The sequence below is a fragment of the Streptomyces sp. NPDC086519 genome, from assembly GCF_040686075.1.
Lineage (GTDB): Bacteria > Actinomycetota > Actinomycetes > Streptomycetales > Streptomycetaceae > Streptomyces > Streptomyces shenzhenensis.
In genome coordinates, this window is the sequence record NZ_JBFBJL010000059.1 from 27,224 (window position 1) to 44,595 (window position 17,372).

Genomic DNA, 17,372 nt, shown 5'->3' on the forward strand with positions numbered 1-17,372 from the left:
TCACTTGACGGATCCGCCGGTGGCACCGGCGGCGACATGGCGCTGAGCCACGACGAGCAGTACGGCGGCGGGGACGGACGCCATGACCGAGGTGGCCATGACGGCGTTCCACTGGTTCGTGTGGGCACCGAGGTACTGGTAGATCCCCAGGGTGATCGGCCGAACGGTCTCCGTGGTGGTCAGCGTGAGTGCGAAGAGGAAGTCGCTCCAGGTGAAGAGGAACGTGAAGACGGCGGCAGTGATCAATGCGTTGCTGCTCACCGGGAGCACCACGGAGCGGAGGACGCGCAGCCTCCCGGCACCGTCCACGCGCGCGGCCTCGATGATCTCCCTGGGAATGCTCTGCATGAACGAACGCAGAATGATGATCGCGAAGGGGACCCCTGCGGTGGAGTCGGCGAGGATCAGCCCGACGTAGGAGTTCAGGAGTCCCAGGTCGCTGTAGGCGCTGTAGAGCGCGTTGGCCACGACGATACCCGGCACCATCTGCGTGACCAGGATGGCGAAGAGCACGAGGTTGGTTCCGCGGATGCGGAACTGGGCCAGCGCGTAGGCCGCCGGGGCGGCGAGCCCGAGGCTGAGCGCAACGCTGCCGAGGGCTACGACGAGGCTGGTGACGAGGCTGCGTCCCTGATCGCGCAGCGCGGTGGCGTAACCACTGAAGTCCGGATGGAAGGGGAACCAGCCTCCCCGCAGCGTGTTGCCCGTCGGCTGGAGGGAGGCGTTCACCATCCAGTAGACGGGAAACAGCATCAGCGCCAGCAGGACGATCCCGACGATGGTGGACGGCCAACCACGGCCCGGTGCGCGCTTCAACGGATCGCCTCTCCGGCGTTCCAGGCACGACGGCTGGCTCGCAGGTAGACGAGGGCGAAGGCGAGCGAGATGACGACAAGTACATTGCTCATCGCGGCGCCGCGCCCGAACTCGAACTGCTGAAAGGACAGCTCGTAGGACTGGGTGGCGAGGGTCTCCGTGGCGTCGGCCGGTCCTCCGCCGGTCACTACGAGGATGACGTCCAGCACCTTGAGCGTGTAGACCACGCCCAGCACCAGCACGACGCTCACCACGGGCCGCAGCAGCGGCCAGGTGACATGCCGGAACGACGTCACCGGGCCGGCGCCGTCCAGCCTCGCCGACTCGTACAGGTGCGTCGGGATGTCCTGCAGGCCGCCGTACAGGATCGCGGTGTTGAAGGGGATTCCGACCCAGATGTTGATGAGGATCACCGACACGAGCGCCTGTGAGGTGCCGGTGAGCCAGGGGATGCCGGACGACGAGAGATGGAGGTGGCGCAGTGCGTCGTTGACGACTCCCGTGTCGGGGTCGAGCATCCACCTCCACGTGGTTCCGGAGACGACCAGCGGCAGCAACCACGGCAACAACAGAAGCGATCGCAGTACACGGCCGAGCGGGAAGCGCCCCTGGAAGAACAGGGCAAAGGCCAGACCGAGCACGAACTGCCCCAGTATCGAACCAGCGGTGAACAGGGCCGTGGTCACCAGGGCCTTGGAGAACAGGTCCGACGACAGGATCCTTGAGTAGTTCTGCAGCCCTACGAACGGCGCGGCACCGGTGTAGAAGGTCGTGGTCGTGTACTGCTGAAAGCTCATCACGATGTTCTTGAAGATCGGGTAGCCGAAGAACAGCAGCAGGTATGCAGCGGCGGGCATGATGAACATCCACTGGGTCAGCCGCTCCCAGAAACGCGCCCGGGCCACGGTCCGGCCCCTGCTGTGCGCGTCTTCGACCTCCGCCGCATCGCCGGCCGCCGGCGCCCCCGCGGCGACGGCGCCGTCGTCCTGCCCGGTGCTGATCCGTCGCGGCGGGGACAGGTCAGTCACCGGTCGCGATCTGCTGCGCATGCCTGAGGGCTTCCTCCGGTGTCTGCCCGCCCGTCAGCGCGGCCTGGATCGCGGTGTATATCCCGGTCGCCGCCTTGGGCCACTGGACGCCGAGTTCGCTGGTACGGGCTCGGGCCGCTTCAACGCTCTTGACGAAGGCACCCATCGAAGGGACCTGCTCCGCATACTGGGCGGCCACCGCGGAGCGGGAGGGCACGGTGAAATACTGCTTGGCCAGGGCGAGCATGTTCGAGGAGTCGTTCAGGCAAGCGAGGACCTGGGCGGCTTTCTCCTGCCGGGCCTTGGAAGCACTCTGCGGGACCGTCCACACCTCACCGCCGAGCGGTGTGACTGAGGTCTGCCCCGCCCGGGGGACGGGGATGGGGGCCACTCCCCAGTGCAGGTGCTTGTCCTTGTCCAGGGCCGGGATCCGCCAGGGGCCGTTGATCATCATGGCTGTCCTGCCGGCGACGAACTGATCGTGGACGTCGGCCTGTGTCCAGTTCAGTACCGACTTCGACATGGATCCGCTCTTCACCAGGTCGACCCACAGCTGAAGTGCCTGTGCGGCCTGCGGGGTGTCCAACTGCTTCTCGTCCCCGCCGTTGGACCACAGGAAGGGCAGGAATTGCCAGCTGCCCTCAAAAGTGGGGTTTGCGTCGACCGCCATGCCGTAGCGCCCAGGGCGGGTCAGCTCGGTCGCCGCCGCCTTCAGCTCGTCCCAGGTCCTCGGCACGGAGACACCGGCCTCGGAGAGCATGTCCTTGTTGTAGAAGAGAGCGACCGTGCTGACATCGGGCGCCAGTCCGTACACCTTTCCGTTGTAGGTGCCCGCCGACAGGATGCCCTTGGCGAAGCCGCTGGAGTCGGTGCCGTACTGGTCCAGAGGGGTCAGCGCGCCGGTCTGCGCGATCTGCTCCAGGTCGGGGTTGTCCAGCATCAACAGGTCGGGGAGGGTCCGCGACGAAGCCTGTTGCAGGACCTTGGGGATGAGCGACGCCCCCGGAACGCTTGTCTGCTCGACCCTTACGCCGGCGGTCTTGCCACAGGCGGTGAGCACCTCGCCCCATTGGGTGTGCTCGTGTTCGTCGGTGTAGTAGTCGAGTGCGGTGATGGAGGTGACCTTGCCGGTGGCGGACCCTCCACCGGTTCCGGCACCGCACCCGGTGGCCGCCAGCACCAGGGTGAGGGTTCCGGTCAAGAGGGCGGCGATCCGCCGCGTCGGCGGTCTGGCCGGTGAGATCATGCTGGCGCCTTTACCGAGTGACGTCTGTGGCGAGGTCGATGTCGGGAGGATGGGCGGAATCCGAGGGCGCCGTCAAGACGGTCTATACCGGCATCTTCCGTTCGAATGCATGTTAGAGGATGCTCGGTGGCCGATGGCGTGGAGTTTCGGGAAGACCGACTTCCGTAGGGCGTAGCGGCGGCCCGTGTACACGAAGATGTGTGATCACCTCTTTCACGTGTTCAGAAGGCCTTTCGCGGCCCGCCGTCGTCGTGACCATTGCCTCGTCCGGCGGCTTCCTGGATCATCGCCACGACGGCGGCGGGCTGCGACAGCACAACGGCGTGCGAACCGTCCAGTACGTATTCGGTGGCCGCCATGCGCTGTGCCATGAAGCGCTGAGCGGTGGGGCTGAGCATTCGGTCGGCGGTCGCGATGGCGTACCAGGACGGCCTGGAGGCCCATGCCGGGGGTCCTGATCTCCCGGTCAGCGCGCTGCAGGCGATCGGGCGTTGTGTCACGGACAGCACACCGTTGACGTTCGGCGGGAGGTCGGCGGCGTACACCTGAGGGAACTGTTCCTTACGGATGTAGAGCTCGCTTTCCGGGCCGCGGGGAATCTGGGCGGGGAGGGCCGCGGTGACGGTCGCGTCGGCCACCGGCACGGGGGGGAAGCGGTTCGTGATGTCCAGGACGCACTCGCCGGCGTCGAGGCCGAACGCGGCGACGTAGCACAAGGCCACGACGCTGTCGGCGTCGGTGGCGGCGTGTGTGATGACCGCGCCGCCGTAGTCGTGGCCGACCAGTACGACAGGGACATCGATGTCGCGCAGCACGCTCCTGATGTAGGCGGCGTCCTGGGCCAGGCCGCGCAGCGGGTTCGCCGGGGCGCGTACGGTCAGTCCGGCGGCGTGGAGGAGGCTGATGACCCCCGCCCAGGACGAGGCATCGGTGAACGCCCCGTGCACAAGCACGATGGTGGGGGGTGGGGGGACAGGTGGCATGGCGGCGGTGCCCTCCGATTGAGTTACGTTTCCCATCCAAGTGGGTCCAGGTACGGCGGGGCATCGCGTGAACGTACCAATCACCCACAGGTCCGCTCAGCTGTCGGACAAGGCCATGACCAGGTTCGCAAGCTGAACCCGGGAGTTGACCGACAGCTTGCGGAAAACGGAGGTCAGGTGAGTGTTGACCGTGTGCGGGGAGACGACGAGCAGGTCGGCGGCCGACCGGTTGGTGTGGCCCGCTGCGACGAGGCGCGCGATCTTCTTCTCCGAGGCCGTGAGGGCCCCCCATCCCTGCACGGGGCGTTGCGTGGCCGCTGCCCTGCGGCTGTCGTTCCCCGCACCGTCCAGGTCGCGCTGTAGTCGTGCCGCTGCGGCGTGGGCGCCTGACGCGGCGAACAAGCCACGGGCGTGCGTCAGGGCGGCCACTGCCTGGGGCTTCCGGCCTGCTGCCTGGAGCGCCTCTCCGAGATCGGCGTAGGCGGCGGCCCGGACCAGCGGGCGAGGGCTTGCCCTGAGCAGTTCCACGGAGCGTTCGAGCATGGCGAGATCGTTTTTCACGAGCCCGAGGGCCTGTGCCGCGATGCCCGTGGCGGTGGGCACGGCAGGGTTGCGTTCGGCGTGGGACTCGGCCTGTGCGGCCAGGTCCTCGGCCAGCTCCTGATCCGCGCCTCGCAGGGCCATGCGTATCGCGGAATCGACCCAGTTGCGCAGTAGCCGCCAGCGCATGAAGAAACCTTCCTGCTGCACTTGCCGAATCTTGTCGACGGCAAGCCCGACGTGCCCGTCGGCCTCGGCGTGGACCGCTTCCAGGAAGCGCACCGCGGCCGTGTTGCCCGGGTTCGGGCTGACCGCCAGCCGTTCTCGCGCTGCGGTCAGGTGCCGGCGCGCCGCTTCCCGATCGCCGCGCAGCAGGGCGATCCGGGAGCGGATCACGCGAGCGTTCACCTGCTGGACGGGTACCTGTACGTCGTCTTCCAGGCGCTCCATGGTCACGAAGTCGGCGTCGGCGTCGTCGAGGCGGCCGAGCCCCAGATCGTGCTGGCCGTGCGCCCACAGCATCATCGCCTGACGCGTCGCCCCGGCATTGTCCGCTGCTTGCAAGAGCAGTCGTTCGCTGGACTCGAAGTCGTCCATGTGCAGGTGCGCGACGATCTCTTCGGGAAGGAAAGCGGAATCGACGGCGCTGAGCGCGGCAAAGCGCTCCAGCGCGACGGAGTTCTCGCCCGCGTTCTGCGCGATCTCGCCGAGCCCGGACAGGGCCAGGACGTGTGCCTCCCGGTCACCGATCGCGGTGGCGGCACGGAGCGCGGTCTCGCCGGCCTCACGTGCCGCGACGAGGTCGTGGTCCCGTGACAGGGTCAGTGCGCGCAGGGCGGCGAGTCTCGCCCCGATCTCCGGGGCGGCGCTCTCCATGGCGAGGGCGGTTTCGGCCCGGCGGCGCAATTCGCCGGCGAGATCCATGTTCCACAGCGTCCCGCCGAGGGCAGCCTGCAGCCGGCTGAACGCCTCCAGCGGTGGTCGGTCGGCCAGCAGCCGGTCGCCGGCCGACAGCGCCTCTCGGTTCCTGCCGGCCCGTGTCAGGCAGAGGATCGTCTGCTCACCCACTTCGAACCTCAACGGCCGTGCTGGTGGTACCAGTTCGAGGGCGTGCGTCATCAGGTCGGCCGCGAGGCCCGGCGTGACCGGCAGTACGTCGTCAGCGGCTCGCCGCAGCAGCGCTACGGCTTCCTCGTCTCCGGGCAGGGCTCCTCTGAGGATGTGTGGCACCGCGTCGATCGGCTGGTGGCCCGCGGAGACGAGGCGGTGGGCAGCCTCTCGGTGCAGAGCCTTCCGGGCTGACGGCGGGATGTCGGCGTAGACCGCCTGGCGCAGCAGATCATGCCGGAAGACCAGATGATCGCCGTCGTCGTCCAGGAGTCCGGCGCGCACGGCTTCCTCGAGCGCCGCGATCAACGTGGCGGTTGTCTGACCGCAGAGCGCGGCGGCGTCGTGGAAGCCGAACCTGCGTCCCAGCACCGCTCCCATCTGAAGGAAGCTCAGAGTGCTGGGCTGCAGGGACCTGAGTCTGCCGCGCACACCCACCACGAGCCGCGGGGGCACCAGCTCGTCCGAGGCCTCGGACGTCCGCAGTCCCGCGAGCATCTCGACCGCCAGAAACGGATTTCCGCCGGCCCCGTCGAGCAAGTCCCGTACCTGCTCGTCAACCGCTGCCCCCAGGGTGTCGCCGGCCAGTTGGCCGATGGCCGCGCCGGACAGCGGTCCCAATGGCACAGTGACCACCGGGAGGTTGCCGGTCGCGGCTGCGACGACCTCATCTGCTGGGCCGGCGGGCTCCCGTCGCCCGGTCAGCATCCACAGAACCGGTGAGGTCCGCAAGCGTGTCGGCAGCTGCTTCAGGGCAAACCGGCTCAGCGGGTCGGCCCACTGCACGTCGTCCAGGGCGATCAGCACCGGCGCGCTGCCGGCTCTGGTTTCGATCGCCTCTGCCAGGCGCTCCACCAGCCAGATCCGCTGATCGTGATGGTGCGCGAGATCGACAAAGACAGCGTCGGACAGCAACGGCTGATCGCCGTGCAGAATGCAGGCCGCCAACGACGAGAGCGGCACGATGTGATGCAGCTCATCGGCCCTGCCGAAGCCGACTGAGAATCCCGCCGCCCTGGCCCTGGCGGCGGCCTCCGCGAGCAGCGTGGTCTTGCCGATGCCCGGTTCCCCCTGGACCAGCGCCAACCCGCCGCTTCCGGTGTGGACCACCGAGGCGATCAGTGTCTGAAGCTCTTCGAGCTCGGCCTCCCGGCCGCGCAGACCGCTACGGGACAGCGAACCGCCTGACCCCGCCACGTACGCCCCCTAACGTCCGCACCGGCCGGCGCCGGGCTCGGCAGCACATCCGGCCCCGTCCGGAAATCCTTTCAACGGGATCTGGGGACGCGCATCGCACGAGTCCGGCTGATCGTTCGGGTAGGTGTGGGATATGAAGCAGTCACTTTCCGTGTTCGCGCGCCTTGGCCAGGCGGGCGAGCTCGACCCGGGAGGTGATGTCGAGCTTGTGGAACGCGTGCCGCAGGTGTGAGCTCACGGTGTGCGGTGAGATCGCGAGACGCTCCGCGGCCTGCCGGTTCGTCAGCCCCTGCGCCACCAGCCGGATCACCGCGACCTCTGAGACGGTCAGCTCCGGCCACACCTTGACCGACCCCGTGGACGTCGTACGGCGCCTGGGTGCCCCCAGGGCCCGCAGGCGACGCCGGACACGTGCGGCGTCCCGCTCGGCGCCGGCCCGGGTGTACAGGTCGAGTGCCTGGTCGAGGTGGGGCACGGCGTCGACAGTGCGCCGTGCGGCCAGCTTGCGCCCGGTGTCCTCGAGCGCCGAGGCACGGGGAAGCAGCCGCGGGATGCCGTCGTACAACTCGACGGAGCGCAGGAGGAGGACCAGGTCGTTGTCGAGCAGCCCCCGGGCGTGCGCGGCCGCTGCCGCCAGGACCGGGAACTCCGGGTTACGGGCTGCGCGGAGCTCCGCCACGGCGACGGCGGCCGCGGCGCGCTCGGGCGCACCCGCCCGCAGGGCCATGCGGACGAAGCCGGGCGCGTCGGCCGGATCGTCCGGGCTGGCCAGGGAGGGGCCCTCCACGTCGAACGTCCCGAAGGATTCGTCGAGGAGCGTCATGGCCCGACCAGGATCGTCTTCGGCGTCCGCCACCAGCGCCAACAGCCAGGAGCCGACGTTGCGCACGAGGATCGCCGGGTCGTTCAGCATCCGCTTCACCTCGGCCGTGTACGCTCGCGCCGCCTTCAGGTCGTTCATGTGCAGGGCGACGCGTACCAGCGTGTACAGGAGGGTGGCGTCGGCGAAGTTGCCCATGCCCAGCTCGTCGGCCATCGCGGACGCGGCCTCGGCCTCGGCCCGGGCATCCTCCAACCGGCCCGCGTCCAGCAGCACCCGGGACCTGTTCATCATCCACATGCCCATCGCCGCGGCCTGGCCCTGCCGCTGCGTCTCGCGGATCCCGGCCTCGGACTCGGCCAGCGCCGCGTCCGGACGGCCTGCCGCGTTCAGCAGGAACGCCTTCCACAGCGCCTCCGGCACCCACAGCGAATGCTCGATCCCGACCTCTGCCGCCCATGCGGCGCCCTGGTCCGCCCCCTCGAACGCCCGGTTGAAGTCCATCCGGTAGAACTGCACGACCGAGTCGACAGCGATCGCCGTGGCCTGGGCGACCCTGTCCTGCGCATCCGCAGCGGCCGCGAGCGTGTCCGCGACGGCTTCGGCTGTCGCCTCGAAGTCCCCGACCATCGACAGATTGAGGCACCGCAGCGCCAGCAGCTGGGCGCGCAGCGAGGACGGGATGCCGGGCAGGGCAGCCCCGGTGCGGGCCTGGCGCGCGGCCTCCGTGAAGTCGTACTGGCTGGATACCCGCGCCATGCCGAGCCGCACCCGCGCCTCGGCCTCCGGCGGCATGCTCCCCGGTAGCGCCGTCGCGGCGAGCGCGCGGGCCTGTGCGGCCTGGCCGGTCTGCCAGAGGAGCAACATCGTCTCGGCCATGATCTCCGGCCGATCCGGGGCCTGCTCGGCGGTGAGTTCCAGTGCCTGGCGGCTGAGTTCCACTGCCGACGACGGCGCGGACGTGGCGAGTTCGGCCGCTGCGGCCCGCAGCAGCTCCACGGCCTTGCGGTCGCCTGGCTCCGCACTGTCCACCAGCAGGGCGGCCGCTTCGGTCACAGGTGCGCCGCGCGCCACCAGGACGTCGGCGGCATGGCAGCGCAGAGCCCGGCGTACGGACCCGGGCAGGCTGCCCTCGACGGCCTCGCGGATCAGGTCGTGGCGAAACAGCAGCCGCTCGTCCCGCTCGACGAGCAGATGAGAGTTGAGAGCCTCCTCCACCGGTGCTATCAGCGCCGCCGTCGGCTTGCCGAGCAGCTCGGCCAGGAGGCCGATGGTGACCGTGCGGCCCACGGCGGACGCGGTCTGCACGATCTCGCGGGTCGGTTCGGAGAGCTGATCGAGACGCTCTCGTACGGAAGTCTGGAAACGGGCGGGAAGACGTCCGCCCTTCAGACGTGCCACCTCGTTCTCGACGATCACCGCATGTTCGTCGCGCAAACCGCGGAGCAGTTCCACCAGGAGCAGGGGCACGCCTTCTGCACGGCGGGCGACCCTCAGCGTCCCCGGATCCGGAGCGGCTCCGAGTACGTCCTCGGTGATCTGGGCGACCGCGGTGTCGGGCAGGGGGCCGAGCCGGAGCCGGTGGGCACCGGCCTGCTCCAGTCGGGCCAACGTCGTGCGCACTCCTGGTGCCGTGGTGTTGCTGCGGACGGCCACCAGCCACAGGATCGCGTGGGAGGACAGCCGGGCCGAGAGCGTGCGCAGGGCGAGCAGTGTCACATCGTCCAGCCACTGGACGTCGTCCAGGATGATGATCAGCGGAGTGTTGAGCGCGGCCTGTTCCAGCCGGTCCTGCAGCTCCTGCAACAGCCAGAACCGCTGCTCGGGCGCCGCGGCCAGGTCACGCAGCCTGTCCACGTCGAACAACGGCTCAGAGCCGGTCAGCAGCCCGTCCAGGAGCGGGCCCAGGGGGACGAACTGCCCGTCGGGATCCGCGCCTCCCCGAAACACCTCCAGGCCACGGAGCACTGCGACGGCCTGAGCCTCAGCCAGGAGACGGCTCTTGCCGCTGCCGGGCGCGCCCTCGACGCACACGATGCCGCCACGGCCCTGAGCCAGCGCATCGAACCGTGCGCCGACGAAATCCAGCTCCTTTTCCCGGCCCCGCACTGGCGGCTGCAGGCCACCGATTCCATCAGTCGGGAACAGCTGTTGAAAGCGGTGCAATGCGGTCCCCGTGTGGGTGAGTGGCCCGAAGGCGATGGAACATGTGGAACTGGGCGAGTACCACCGCAGCATGCCACGTCGCTCCCGCGCGGGAAACGGCAACGTCCGTCACGCGAGGCGCACCCTCACCTGCCTCTTGGACGGGCCCAGGCCCGCCAGGAGCGGGCACCCGGCGTCACCGCCTTGTCCTGCCCGGCTCAGCCGCCGCACGCTGTCGGCGCTCGGTGGTCCGGTAGAGGAGTGCGACGAGGGGGGAGGACGGGGCCGAGGACGGTCGGCTGGGCCGACCCCACGTCGTGCTGATCGCCTTTGCCGCGATCACCATCTGCGCCGCTGGCTGCGCGAGCGCGGCATCATGCCGCGGATCGCCCGCCGTGGCATCGAGTCCTCCCACCGCCTCGGCAGCCATCGCTGGGTCGTGGAACGCACGATGTCCTGGCTTGCCGGCTGCCGGCGCCTGCATCGGCGATATGAGCGCGAGGCCGAGCACTTCCTTGCCTTCACGGGTATTTCCGCGGCCCTCATCTGCCTCCGCCGCCTCGTTCGTGCGGACGCGCAGAACCGGTCAGCCACGTGATCGTTGTCTCGTCCGGCCGATCGGGTACTCAGGTCCTGCAAGGCCGGCCAGCGGTCAGCCGCCGTGAAGACCCCACTCGTCAAGGCCACCGTAGACATGGGCTTCAAGGCATCCCGGAGCGTCCATGCCGACGGCCTCGCCCCGGTACAGGGCGATGAGCGAGTCCCTGCCCCGCCACCAGGTGTCGGTCAAGCCCCGCACTTCAGGTACCGGCTCGTACCCATCGAGGTCCAGGGAGTCGACGGCCTTGCCGGTGATCCTCGTGATGGTTTTGGCCCAGCGTCTTGCATGGCCGGCCAGCGCCAACGACTCCACCCAGCCTTCGGTACTGGCATGCAGTGGTGCCCAGTGGTAGCCGTGAATCCCGAACTCGCCGCCAGAGCCGATCATGAATCCGTAGGCCATGGAATATCGGCAGTCCCCGGCCGGGATCCACCAGCCCTCAGTGGCCGAGCCCTCGGGAACGTCCGCGCCGAGGATGCGCGGGCCGCTCTCGTAAAACGGCGCCGGCGGCAGCGCGAGACCGCCCCAACGGGCCTCGAAAGCCACTGCGCGATCGATCTCCGCGGCCGGGATACCGTGCTCGATCCAGGCGTCGCGGTGACGCTCGATGCCCTGCCGGGCAACACAGATGCCTTCCGACTCGACGAACGTCCTGGCCCTGCGGGTCAAACTGGCCGGCGCGACCGGGACAGGCGATACGGGAGTGGCGGCCATCATGGCCTCGGAGTCTACTGGCGAGTCTGGTAGCGCGTTGGACAGAAGCCCGCCCGTTCCGGTGTGGCCCAGGACTTGCACTCAGGCACCAACAAGCATGCTCAAGAGCCAGCTTTCGTGCTAAGAGATCGTCTCAACTGGCTTGATCACCAGGGTGGCGGCCGTGATGGCGATGGTGGAGCGTCTGGTGCCGGACGGGTTGTGGGAGTTGTTTCAGCGGGTGGTCCCGGCTGCGCCGGTGCGTCCGCAGGGCGGCGGCCGACGCCGCTACGGTGATCGCGAAGTGCTGGCGGCGATCCTGTTCGTGGCCACGACGGGGTGTACCTGGCGGCAACTGCCGCCGGTCTTCGGCCCGTCCGGACCGACCGCGCCCCGGCGGTTCACCGAGTGGAGCCGGGCCCGAGTATGGGGCAAGCTCCACCGCCTGGTCCTGGACGAACTCGGCGCGCGTGGCGAGTTGGACTGGTCCCGGTGCGCCATCGACTCCGTGAACATGCGTGCGACGAAAGGGGGGACCTGACGGGTTCGAATCCCGTAGATCGCGGCAAGAAGGGATCAAAGATCCACTTGATCACCGAGCGGACCGGTCTGCCCCTCTCCATCGGGATCTCCGCCGCGAACACCCACGACAGCCAGGGGCTCGAACCCCTGGTGCGCGGCATCCCGCCCATCCGCTCCCGCCGCGGGCCGCGCCGACGACGGCCCGCCAAGCTCCATGGCGACAAGGGGTACGACTACGATCGCCTGCGCTGGTGGCTACGCTCCCGGAACATCACCCCGCGCATGGCCCGCAAGGGCATCGAGTCCTCCCAGCGCCTGGGCCGTCACCGATGGACCGTGGAACGCACAGGGGCCTGGCTTGCCGGGTGCCGCCGTCTGCACCGCCGCCATGAGCGCAAGGCCGAACACTTCCTCGCCTTCGCCGGCATCACCGCCGCGCTCATCCGCTACCGGCGTCCGGATGCGTGAGCCGGTTCATGCGGCTCCGAGGAACCCCGGGTCGGCGCCGTCGAACTGCAGGCACGAGTCGCGGCTCAGCCCCAGGAGTTCCGCCATGGGCACCGCACGGCGACTGGTCGCCAGCAGGTCCTGGCGGGCCTCGGCCGACCACAACGGCGGGAAGAACGACAATCCCTGGCGGCCGTTCAGCACGGACACCTCGCTGCACCAGCCGTCCCACCGCAGGCCCCCGTAGAACTCCTCCAGCCCTCCGGAGAGAATCCAGGACAGCCAGGCCGAGTGCCCGGCGCCCAGCGCCTCCCAGCCAAGGGAGTCGGGGGCGAAGTACAGGATCTCGCCCGGCTCGCCGGGCCGACCGGCCACCCGGGGGTTTCCCCCGTTGAGGGCGAACACCCCGCCCAGCACATCGTGCGCAACCACGAGTCCCGCCCCTGGCCGCCAGGCCGGATCGAACGTCGAGGGCATCGCGTTGATCTCCGCCAGGCCCGGCAGCCTCTCGGCGTGGGCGTCACCCGGGCTTCCGAAGATCCGCAACCAGCCGCTGTCCACCAGCAGACCGCCGCTGTTCAGGATGATCCCGCCCAGATGCGACCGGGCCGAGACCTGGAGCTGCAACAGCGAGGCACGGCCTGTCTCGGCATCGCCGGGCAGCACCTCAACCGGTACGTCAGTGCCGGACAGCTCCTGGAGAAAGAGCGGCCAGGCTGGATCATCGACGCTGAGCAGCTCATCGGCATCGCGCATCCCCGCATCGTCGCACCAGCACTGAAGACACAGCCCGCCGGGGCACCTTCACTTCAAGCCACCAAACGAGATGATCTCTAAGGGGCGGGGAAGGGGATGCGTCCCCGGACGGACGGGGACGGGGCGCCGCGTGAGCAGGGCGCCTCAAGGTTCCGCGACAGTCCGAACCGGCCCTGTCCGCAGATGATCGTCCGGCCGGGCAGCGGAGAGCGCCGCCGGCCGAAGCCGCCACGCGGGCGGCTGGCGCCACGGGCGTCCGCGTCGCGGAGGAACGGCTGCCGGCCTGTGGTCGAAGCACGACGGCAAGGGGCCGAGGGGCAGGCCGTGTCAGAGGGCGGTGGCCCGGACGGCTTCCTCGATCAGCTTGATGACGCACTCGGGATGGGCGAGCATCACCAGGTGCGAGGAGTCGACCTCGACGGTGGTCATGCCGGCGCGCTTGTAGCCGAAACGCTCCACATCGGGGTTGATGGTGTGGTCGGCTGCGGCGACGAGACCCCAGGAGGGCTTGGTCTTCCAGGCCGCCTTCGGCGCTTTCTCGCTGAAGGCCTGTGCGGCCAGCGGACGCTGGGAGACGGCGAGGACGGAGGCGAGGCGGGGGTCGACATCGGCGGCGAAGATGGACGGGAACTTGTCGATCCGGACCGACACGTCGGTGCCCGAAGTCGTCGAGCCCTCGATCGGGAACGGGGTGTACACGAGCGCGGTGGCGAGGTCGGAGTCCGGGAAGCGGCCCTGCAGTTCGCTCAGGCTCTCGCCCACCTCCAAGGCGTAGCCGGCCAGGTAGACCAGCGCCCTGACGTTGTCCTCCACGCCAGCGACGGTGATGACGGCCCCGCCGTAGGAGTGCCCGACCAGGACGACTGGTCCGGGTGTCTGACGGATGATCGTGGCGATGTAGTCGGCGTCGCCGAGCAGGCTGCGGTTGGGCACCGCTGGGGCCACCACGTCCAGGCCGCGGGCCGTCAGTTCGGGGATGATGCGGGCGAAGCTGGACGCGTCGGCGAAGGCGCCGTGGACCAGGACGACGGTCGGGCTGTCGGAACGGGACATGGCACAACTCCCTTTTGATGTCTCGGTGATCGGACGATGCGCGGCCGGGTGATCGGGCTCAGGCTCGCTGTCGTGTCGGGGCGAGCGGCGCCAGGAGACACGGACAGCTGCCCCGGTCCAGGCTTTTCGCCGGGCGGCACCGGCGCAGACCGTGTTCGAGCCGGGCGACGGGCCGCAGGCTTGAACAGCACATTAGGGGCGGCCGGTGAAGGCGCCTTGTCTGTCGGTGCATCACCTGTTGTCCGTCCGCGCCTCCGAGGGGCGCCGGGAGGGACGTCATCGTAGGCCTTGCGTAGCAGCGGGCGGGGACGCGTGCCCCTCCTGGCCTTACCAGGCAAGAAGCGATGCGCCCAAGGACGACGGACGACGAGACGTTCGCCCTGGAGTGATGACATCCCGTGCCGCGAAAGCCCGGACGGCGGAAGCTGATGGCTGACTTCACCTGGGCCAGGACGGCGACACCGGTGACTTCCCGGCCAGCGTCCACGAACTCGATCCGACCGTCGATCGCGAAGTCACGTTCGGCGTTGTTCCACGCGAGGCCGGCGTCGGAGACGGCCTCGTCGACGGTGGTGCCCGCCGGTCACCGACGGTACGCGTCGGCGCTCTGCCGGCGAGGCGGATCCGATGCGGGCGGGGCGCCGCTTCACCGCCCCGCCCGCACTCTCGTCACGGCCGTGGCGTCACACGCGCGGCCGGTGGCGAGGGCGCTTCCCGCCCAAGCAGCTCCGTACGCAACTCAAGCGGGGTCGCTCCGTGCCACCGGCGCACCGCTCGCCGTAGTGCGCTCACGTCGGCGAAGCCGGCCTGCCGGGCGATATCACGGAGGGTGAGCTCCGGTCGGCGCAGCAACTGCTCCGCTCTCTCGCGGCGTACCCCGTCGACGATCGCCTCGTAGGTGGTGCCGCAGTCGGCCAGGCGGCGACGCAGGGTGCGTTCGCTGGACGCGCGCCGACGCGCCTGCTCAAGGAACGAGGGGACGACCGGAAGGCTCTGGGCGATGGAGATCTCCAGCACCTCGAGGAGTTCCTGCTGGTTACGCTGCGATGCCATCTCCCTGTCCAGGACGTCGAGCGTTGAGGCGTAGGTGATGGGGTCCCGTCCCGGCATGGCGGCCTGGGCCCACCGGGTGAGGATCACCATGCGGTTGCCGGCGGCGTCGAAGCGCACCGGGCAGCGGAACAGCTCCTCGAACGGGCGTCTGTCGCGCGGGGCGGGGAAAGCGAAGTCGATTGCCTGCGGGGCGAACGAGGCACCGACGTTCAGACGGAGGAGGGTGACGACGCTGGAGTACCCCTCCTCGATCAGGAAGACGGCAACGGTCGGATCCAGCGCGGGATCCGGCAGATCTGCGCGCAGCACGTACCCGGCGTCCTCCCAGCCGGCCGACCACACGGTCATGGCCCCGGACAGGTTCTGATAGCGCACCCCCGTCTCGATGGCCTCCTGCTGGGTGTCGGCGGCCATCATGGCGAAGCCGAGCAGTCCCCACGCGGTCAGGTGCTGCGCCGCGCCCACCCGCAGCCCCAGATGTTCGTCCCCGGTCTGCTCCACCGCCTGGCGGATGACGTCACTGCCCTGTCGGTAGGAGACGCGCAGCGCTGTGGATGCCATGACAGTCGCGTCCAGCCCGACCCTGGTCAGCAGCGGCTGCAGATCGACGTCGTAGTCGTGGGCGACCCGAGCGAGGTAGCGCAGGATGGTCGGCGCGATGGTGGCCGAGGTGCTGCGGCTGGTTCCCGGAGAAGGGGCCGGGGCCGGGGCGGAAGCATCGGGCATCGCGTTCCCTCTCACCAGTGCGTTTCTCGCCTCACTGTAGGCAGAAGTGCCAAACCTGTCGCGGGCCTGGCCGCCAGGGCCTTTCATCCGGCCTCCGACGCACTGCACGTGGTTTCCCCGGCTTTCTAGCGTTGCGGAAACCCGCCCGCCCTGTCGTCCGTGCCCCCACGGACCTCTGGCGCGAGAGCGGCAGAAACGAAGGATCGCCATGACCGCACCTCTTCAGACGACGGCTCCGCGACGAAGCCCGGTCGCGCCGGCCCGACGGGTCACGGCGACGGTGTTCGCCGCCCAGGGAGCGGCGATGGCCGCCGTTTCCACCACGGTGCCCGCCGTGAAGGAACTGTTCGCCCTGTCTCCGCAGTTGATGACCGTGCTCGTCGTGGCCGTCGCCCTGAGCGCGGGTGTCGGCAGTTTCGTCGGACTGGGGGTGATCCGGCGTCTGGGCCTGGTCGCCGCCATGCGGACCGCCGTCGTGGCGACCGCCGCGGCTCTGCTGCTGATCGGCTGGGCGCCCGGCCGAGCCGCGGTCGCGGTGTCCTACTGCCTGTTCGGCATGGCGCTGGGCTGCATCGACGTGTCGGCGAACACCCGGGCCGCGGCGGTCGAACGCCACTACGGCCGGAGCGTCTTCGCCTCCTTCTACGCGGCCTGGAGCACCGCCGGTGTCGCGGCCGCTCTGCTCACCGCGGGTGCCGCGCACCTTGGCTGGAGCGTCGAGTACACCCTGACCGCCCAGGCCGCGCTCGTCCTGACCCTCGCCCTGACCATCCGCTCGCACATGCTCCCCGCCGACTCCCCGACCCCCGTGCCCGACCATGCCGCGGGCCCGACCGGACTCGATCGTGGGCTGTGGGCACAACTCGCTCCCTTTGGTTTCGTCCTCCTGGTCGCCTACGTCATCGACTCCACGGTCTCGTCCTGGTCGACGCTGTATCTCCACCAGACCCTCGACACCGCCCTGTCCGTCGCACCCCTGGCCTATGCGGCCTACCAGGTGGGTACCGTCACCGGGCGGGCGGCCGCCGACCTGCTGGTGCGCAGGATCGGACCGGCGGCCGTGATCCGTGCCGCCGCGCTGCTCACCGCCGCCGCGCTGGCCGGCCTGGCAGCCGCTCCGGCCTGGCCGTACGCGATCCTGGCGGCTGCGTGCACCGGGCTCGGAGTCTCCGCGCTCGTTCCCCTCTGCCTGGCCTCCGCCGGACGCCTGCGACCGGGGGCGACGGAAACGGTCCTGGCACGTCTGAACGTCTTCAACTACACAGGCGTGCTCGCCGGCGGAGCGGCCAGTGGGACTCTCGGATCCACCGGCCACTTCAGACTCGCCTACGCGATACCTGCCGGACTGGTCCTGACGCTTGTGGCGACCGCACGATTCTTCGACAAGCCGGTTCCGGCCGCAGACCGCGCGTAGCTAGCCCTGCTTGCTCTCGGTCAGCAGACCTCGCAGGGCCCGAAGCTGGGCGCGACGCCAGGCCATGGGTTTCGTCCGTCCGGTCGCGAAGGTGGCGCGCAGGCGGTGGACGGTGGCCGCCACAGCGGTCGCGGAGATCTCGGTGAGATGCGGCATCGAGCGCACCTTTCGTTGAGCGTCCGTTCGCTCTGGTCCGACGGGCGCTGCGACACGGGCCGGCCTCCC

At 69.6% G+C, this 17,372-nt stretch carries 13 protein-coding genes and 1 pseudogene; 3 read left to right on the forward strand and 11 right to left on the reverse strand.

Features of this window, described 5'->3' with window-relative positions; genetic code table 11:
* From AB0P24_RS37505 to AB0P24_RS37530, 6 genes are all read right to left on the reverse strand, one after another.
* Nucleotides 1–816, reverse strand: a complete 816-nt coding sequence (locus AB0P24_RS37505) for a carbohydrate ABC transporter permease (protein WP_365802037.1) — start codon at nt 814–816, stop codon at nt 1–3.
* On the reverse strand, nt 813–1,844 hold the full coding sequence (locus AB0P24_RS37510) for a sugar ABC transporter permease (RefSeq protein WP_365802039.1): 1,032 nt from the start codon (nt 1,842–1,844) through the stop codon (nt 813–815). Before AB0P24_RS37510 ends, AB0P24_RS37505 begins: the two co-directional genes overlap by 4 nt.
* On the reverse strand, nt 1,837–3,090 hold the full coding sequence (locus AB0P24_RS37515; protein WP_365802041.1) for a sugar ABC transporter substrate-binding protein: 1,254 nt from the start codon (nt 3,088–3,090) through the stop codon (nt 1,837–1,839). Before AB0P24_RS37515 ends, AB0P24_RS37510 begins: the two co-directional genes overlap by 8 nt.
* 221 nt (nt 3,091–3,311) lie before the next feature.
* The gene (locus AB0P24_RS37520; protein WP_365802043.1) at nt 3,312–4,037 is read right to left on the reverse strand and encodes an alpha/beta hydrolase; all 726 of its coding nucleotides are present in this window, start codon (nt 4,035–4,037) and stop codon (nt 3,312–3,314) included.
* Between the two features lie 132 nt (nt 4,038–4,169).
* On the reverse strand, nt 4,170–6,917 hold the full coding sequence (locus AB0P24_RS37525) for an AAA family ATPase (RefSeq protein WP_365802045.1): 2,748 nt from the start codon (nt 6,915–6,917) through the stop codon (nt 4,170–4,172).
* 142 nt (nt 6,918–7,059) lie between these two features.
* Nucleotides 7,060–9,846: an AAA family ATPase gene (locus AB0P24_RS37530; protein ID WP_365802047.1), complete on the reverse strand. Its 2,787-nt coding sequence runs from the start codon at nt 9,844–9,846 to the stop codon at nt 7,060–7,062.
* Between the two features lie 127 nt (nt 9,847–9,973).
* Between AB0P24_RS37530 and AB0P24_RS37535 the strand changes: the two genes are divergently transcribed.
* Nucleotides 9,974–10,480, forward strand: a complete 507-nt coding sequence (locus tag AB0P24_RS37535) for a transposase (protein WP_365802085.1) — start codon at nt 9,974–9,976, stop codon at nt 10,478–10,480.
* A 54-nt stretch (nt 10,481–10,534) separates the two neighbouring features.
* Here the strand turns inward: AB0P24_RS37535 and AB0P24_RS37540 are convergent, their stop codons facing one another.
* Nucleotides 10,535–11,197, reverse strand: a complete 663-nt coding sequence (locus AB0P24_RS37540) for a hypothetical protein (protein ID WP_365802087.1) — start codon at nt 11,195–11,197, stop codon at nt 10,535–10,537.
* Nucleotides 11,198–11,369: 172 nt separating this feature from the next.
* Here AB0P24_RS37540 and AB0P24_RS37545 point away from each other — a divergent pair.
* Nucleotides 11,370–12,166, forward strand: a protein-coding gene (locus AB0P24_RS37545) for an IS5 family transposase (RefSeq protein WP_365802089.1) whose coding sequence is annotated in 2 segments (ribosomal slippage) — nt 11,370–11,705 and nt 11,708–12,166 — 795 coding nt in all. Because the reading frame shifts where the segments join, the coding sequence is not laid out codon by codon here.
* Between the two features lie 6 nt (nt 12,167–12,172).
* Here AB0P24_RS37545 and AB0P24_RS37550 read toward each other — a convergent pair.
* The 3 genes from AB0P24_RS37550 to AB0P24_RS37560 form a co-directional block, all read right to left on the reverse strand.
* Nucleotides 12,173–12,901: a DUF2625 family protein gene (locus AB0P24_RS37550; RefSeq protein ID WP_365802049.1), complete on the reverse strand. Its 729-nt coding sequence runs from the start codon at nt 12,899–12,901 to the stop codon at nt 12,173–12,175.
* A 327-nt stretch (nt 12,902–13,228) separates the two neighbouring features.
* The gene (locus tag AB0P24_RS37555; protein WP_365802051.1) at nt 13,229–13,954 is read right to left on the reverse strand and encodes an alpha/beta hydrolase; all 726 of its coding nucleotides are present in this window, start codon (nt 13,952–13,954) and stop codon (nt 13,229–13,231) included.
* Between the two features lie 669 nt (nt 13,955–14,623).
* Entirely contained in the window at nt 14,624–15,733 is a 1,110-nt protein-coding gene (locus AB0P24_RS37560) for an AraC family transcriptional regulator (RefSeq protein WP_365802053.1), read from the reverse strand.
* A gap of 208 nt (nt 15,734–15,941) precedes the next feature.
* Here AB0P24_RS37560 and AB0P24_RS37565 point away from each other — a divergent pair, with 208 nt between their 5' ends.
* Complete coding sequence (locus AB0P24_RS37565; RefSeq protein WP_365802055.1) at nt 15,942–17,147, forward strand: MFS transporter; 1,206 nt, start codon at nt 15,942–15,944, stop codon at nt 17,145–17,147.
* 15 nt (nt 17,148–17,162) lie between these two features.
* On the opposite strand, the pseudogene AB0P24_RS37570 reads toward AB0P24_RS37565, so the two are convergent.
* Nucleotides 17,163–17,303 (reverse strand): annotated as a pseudogene (locus tag AB0P24_RS37570) (aldehyde dehydrogenase family protein); the annotation flags it as partial.
* Nucleotides 17,304–17,372: the final 69 nt, after the last annotated feature.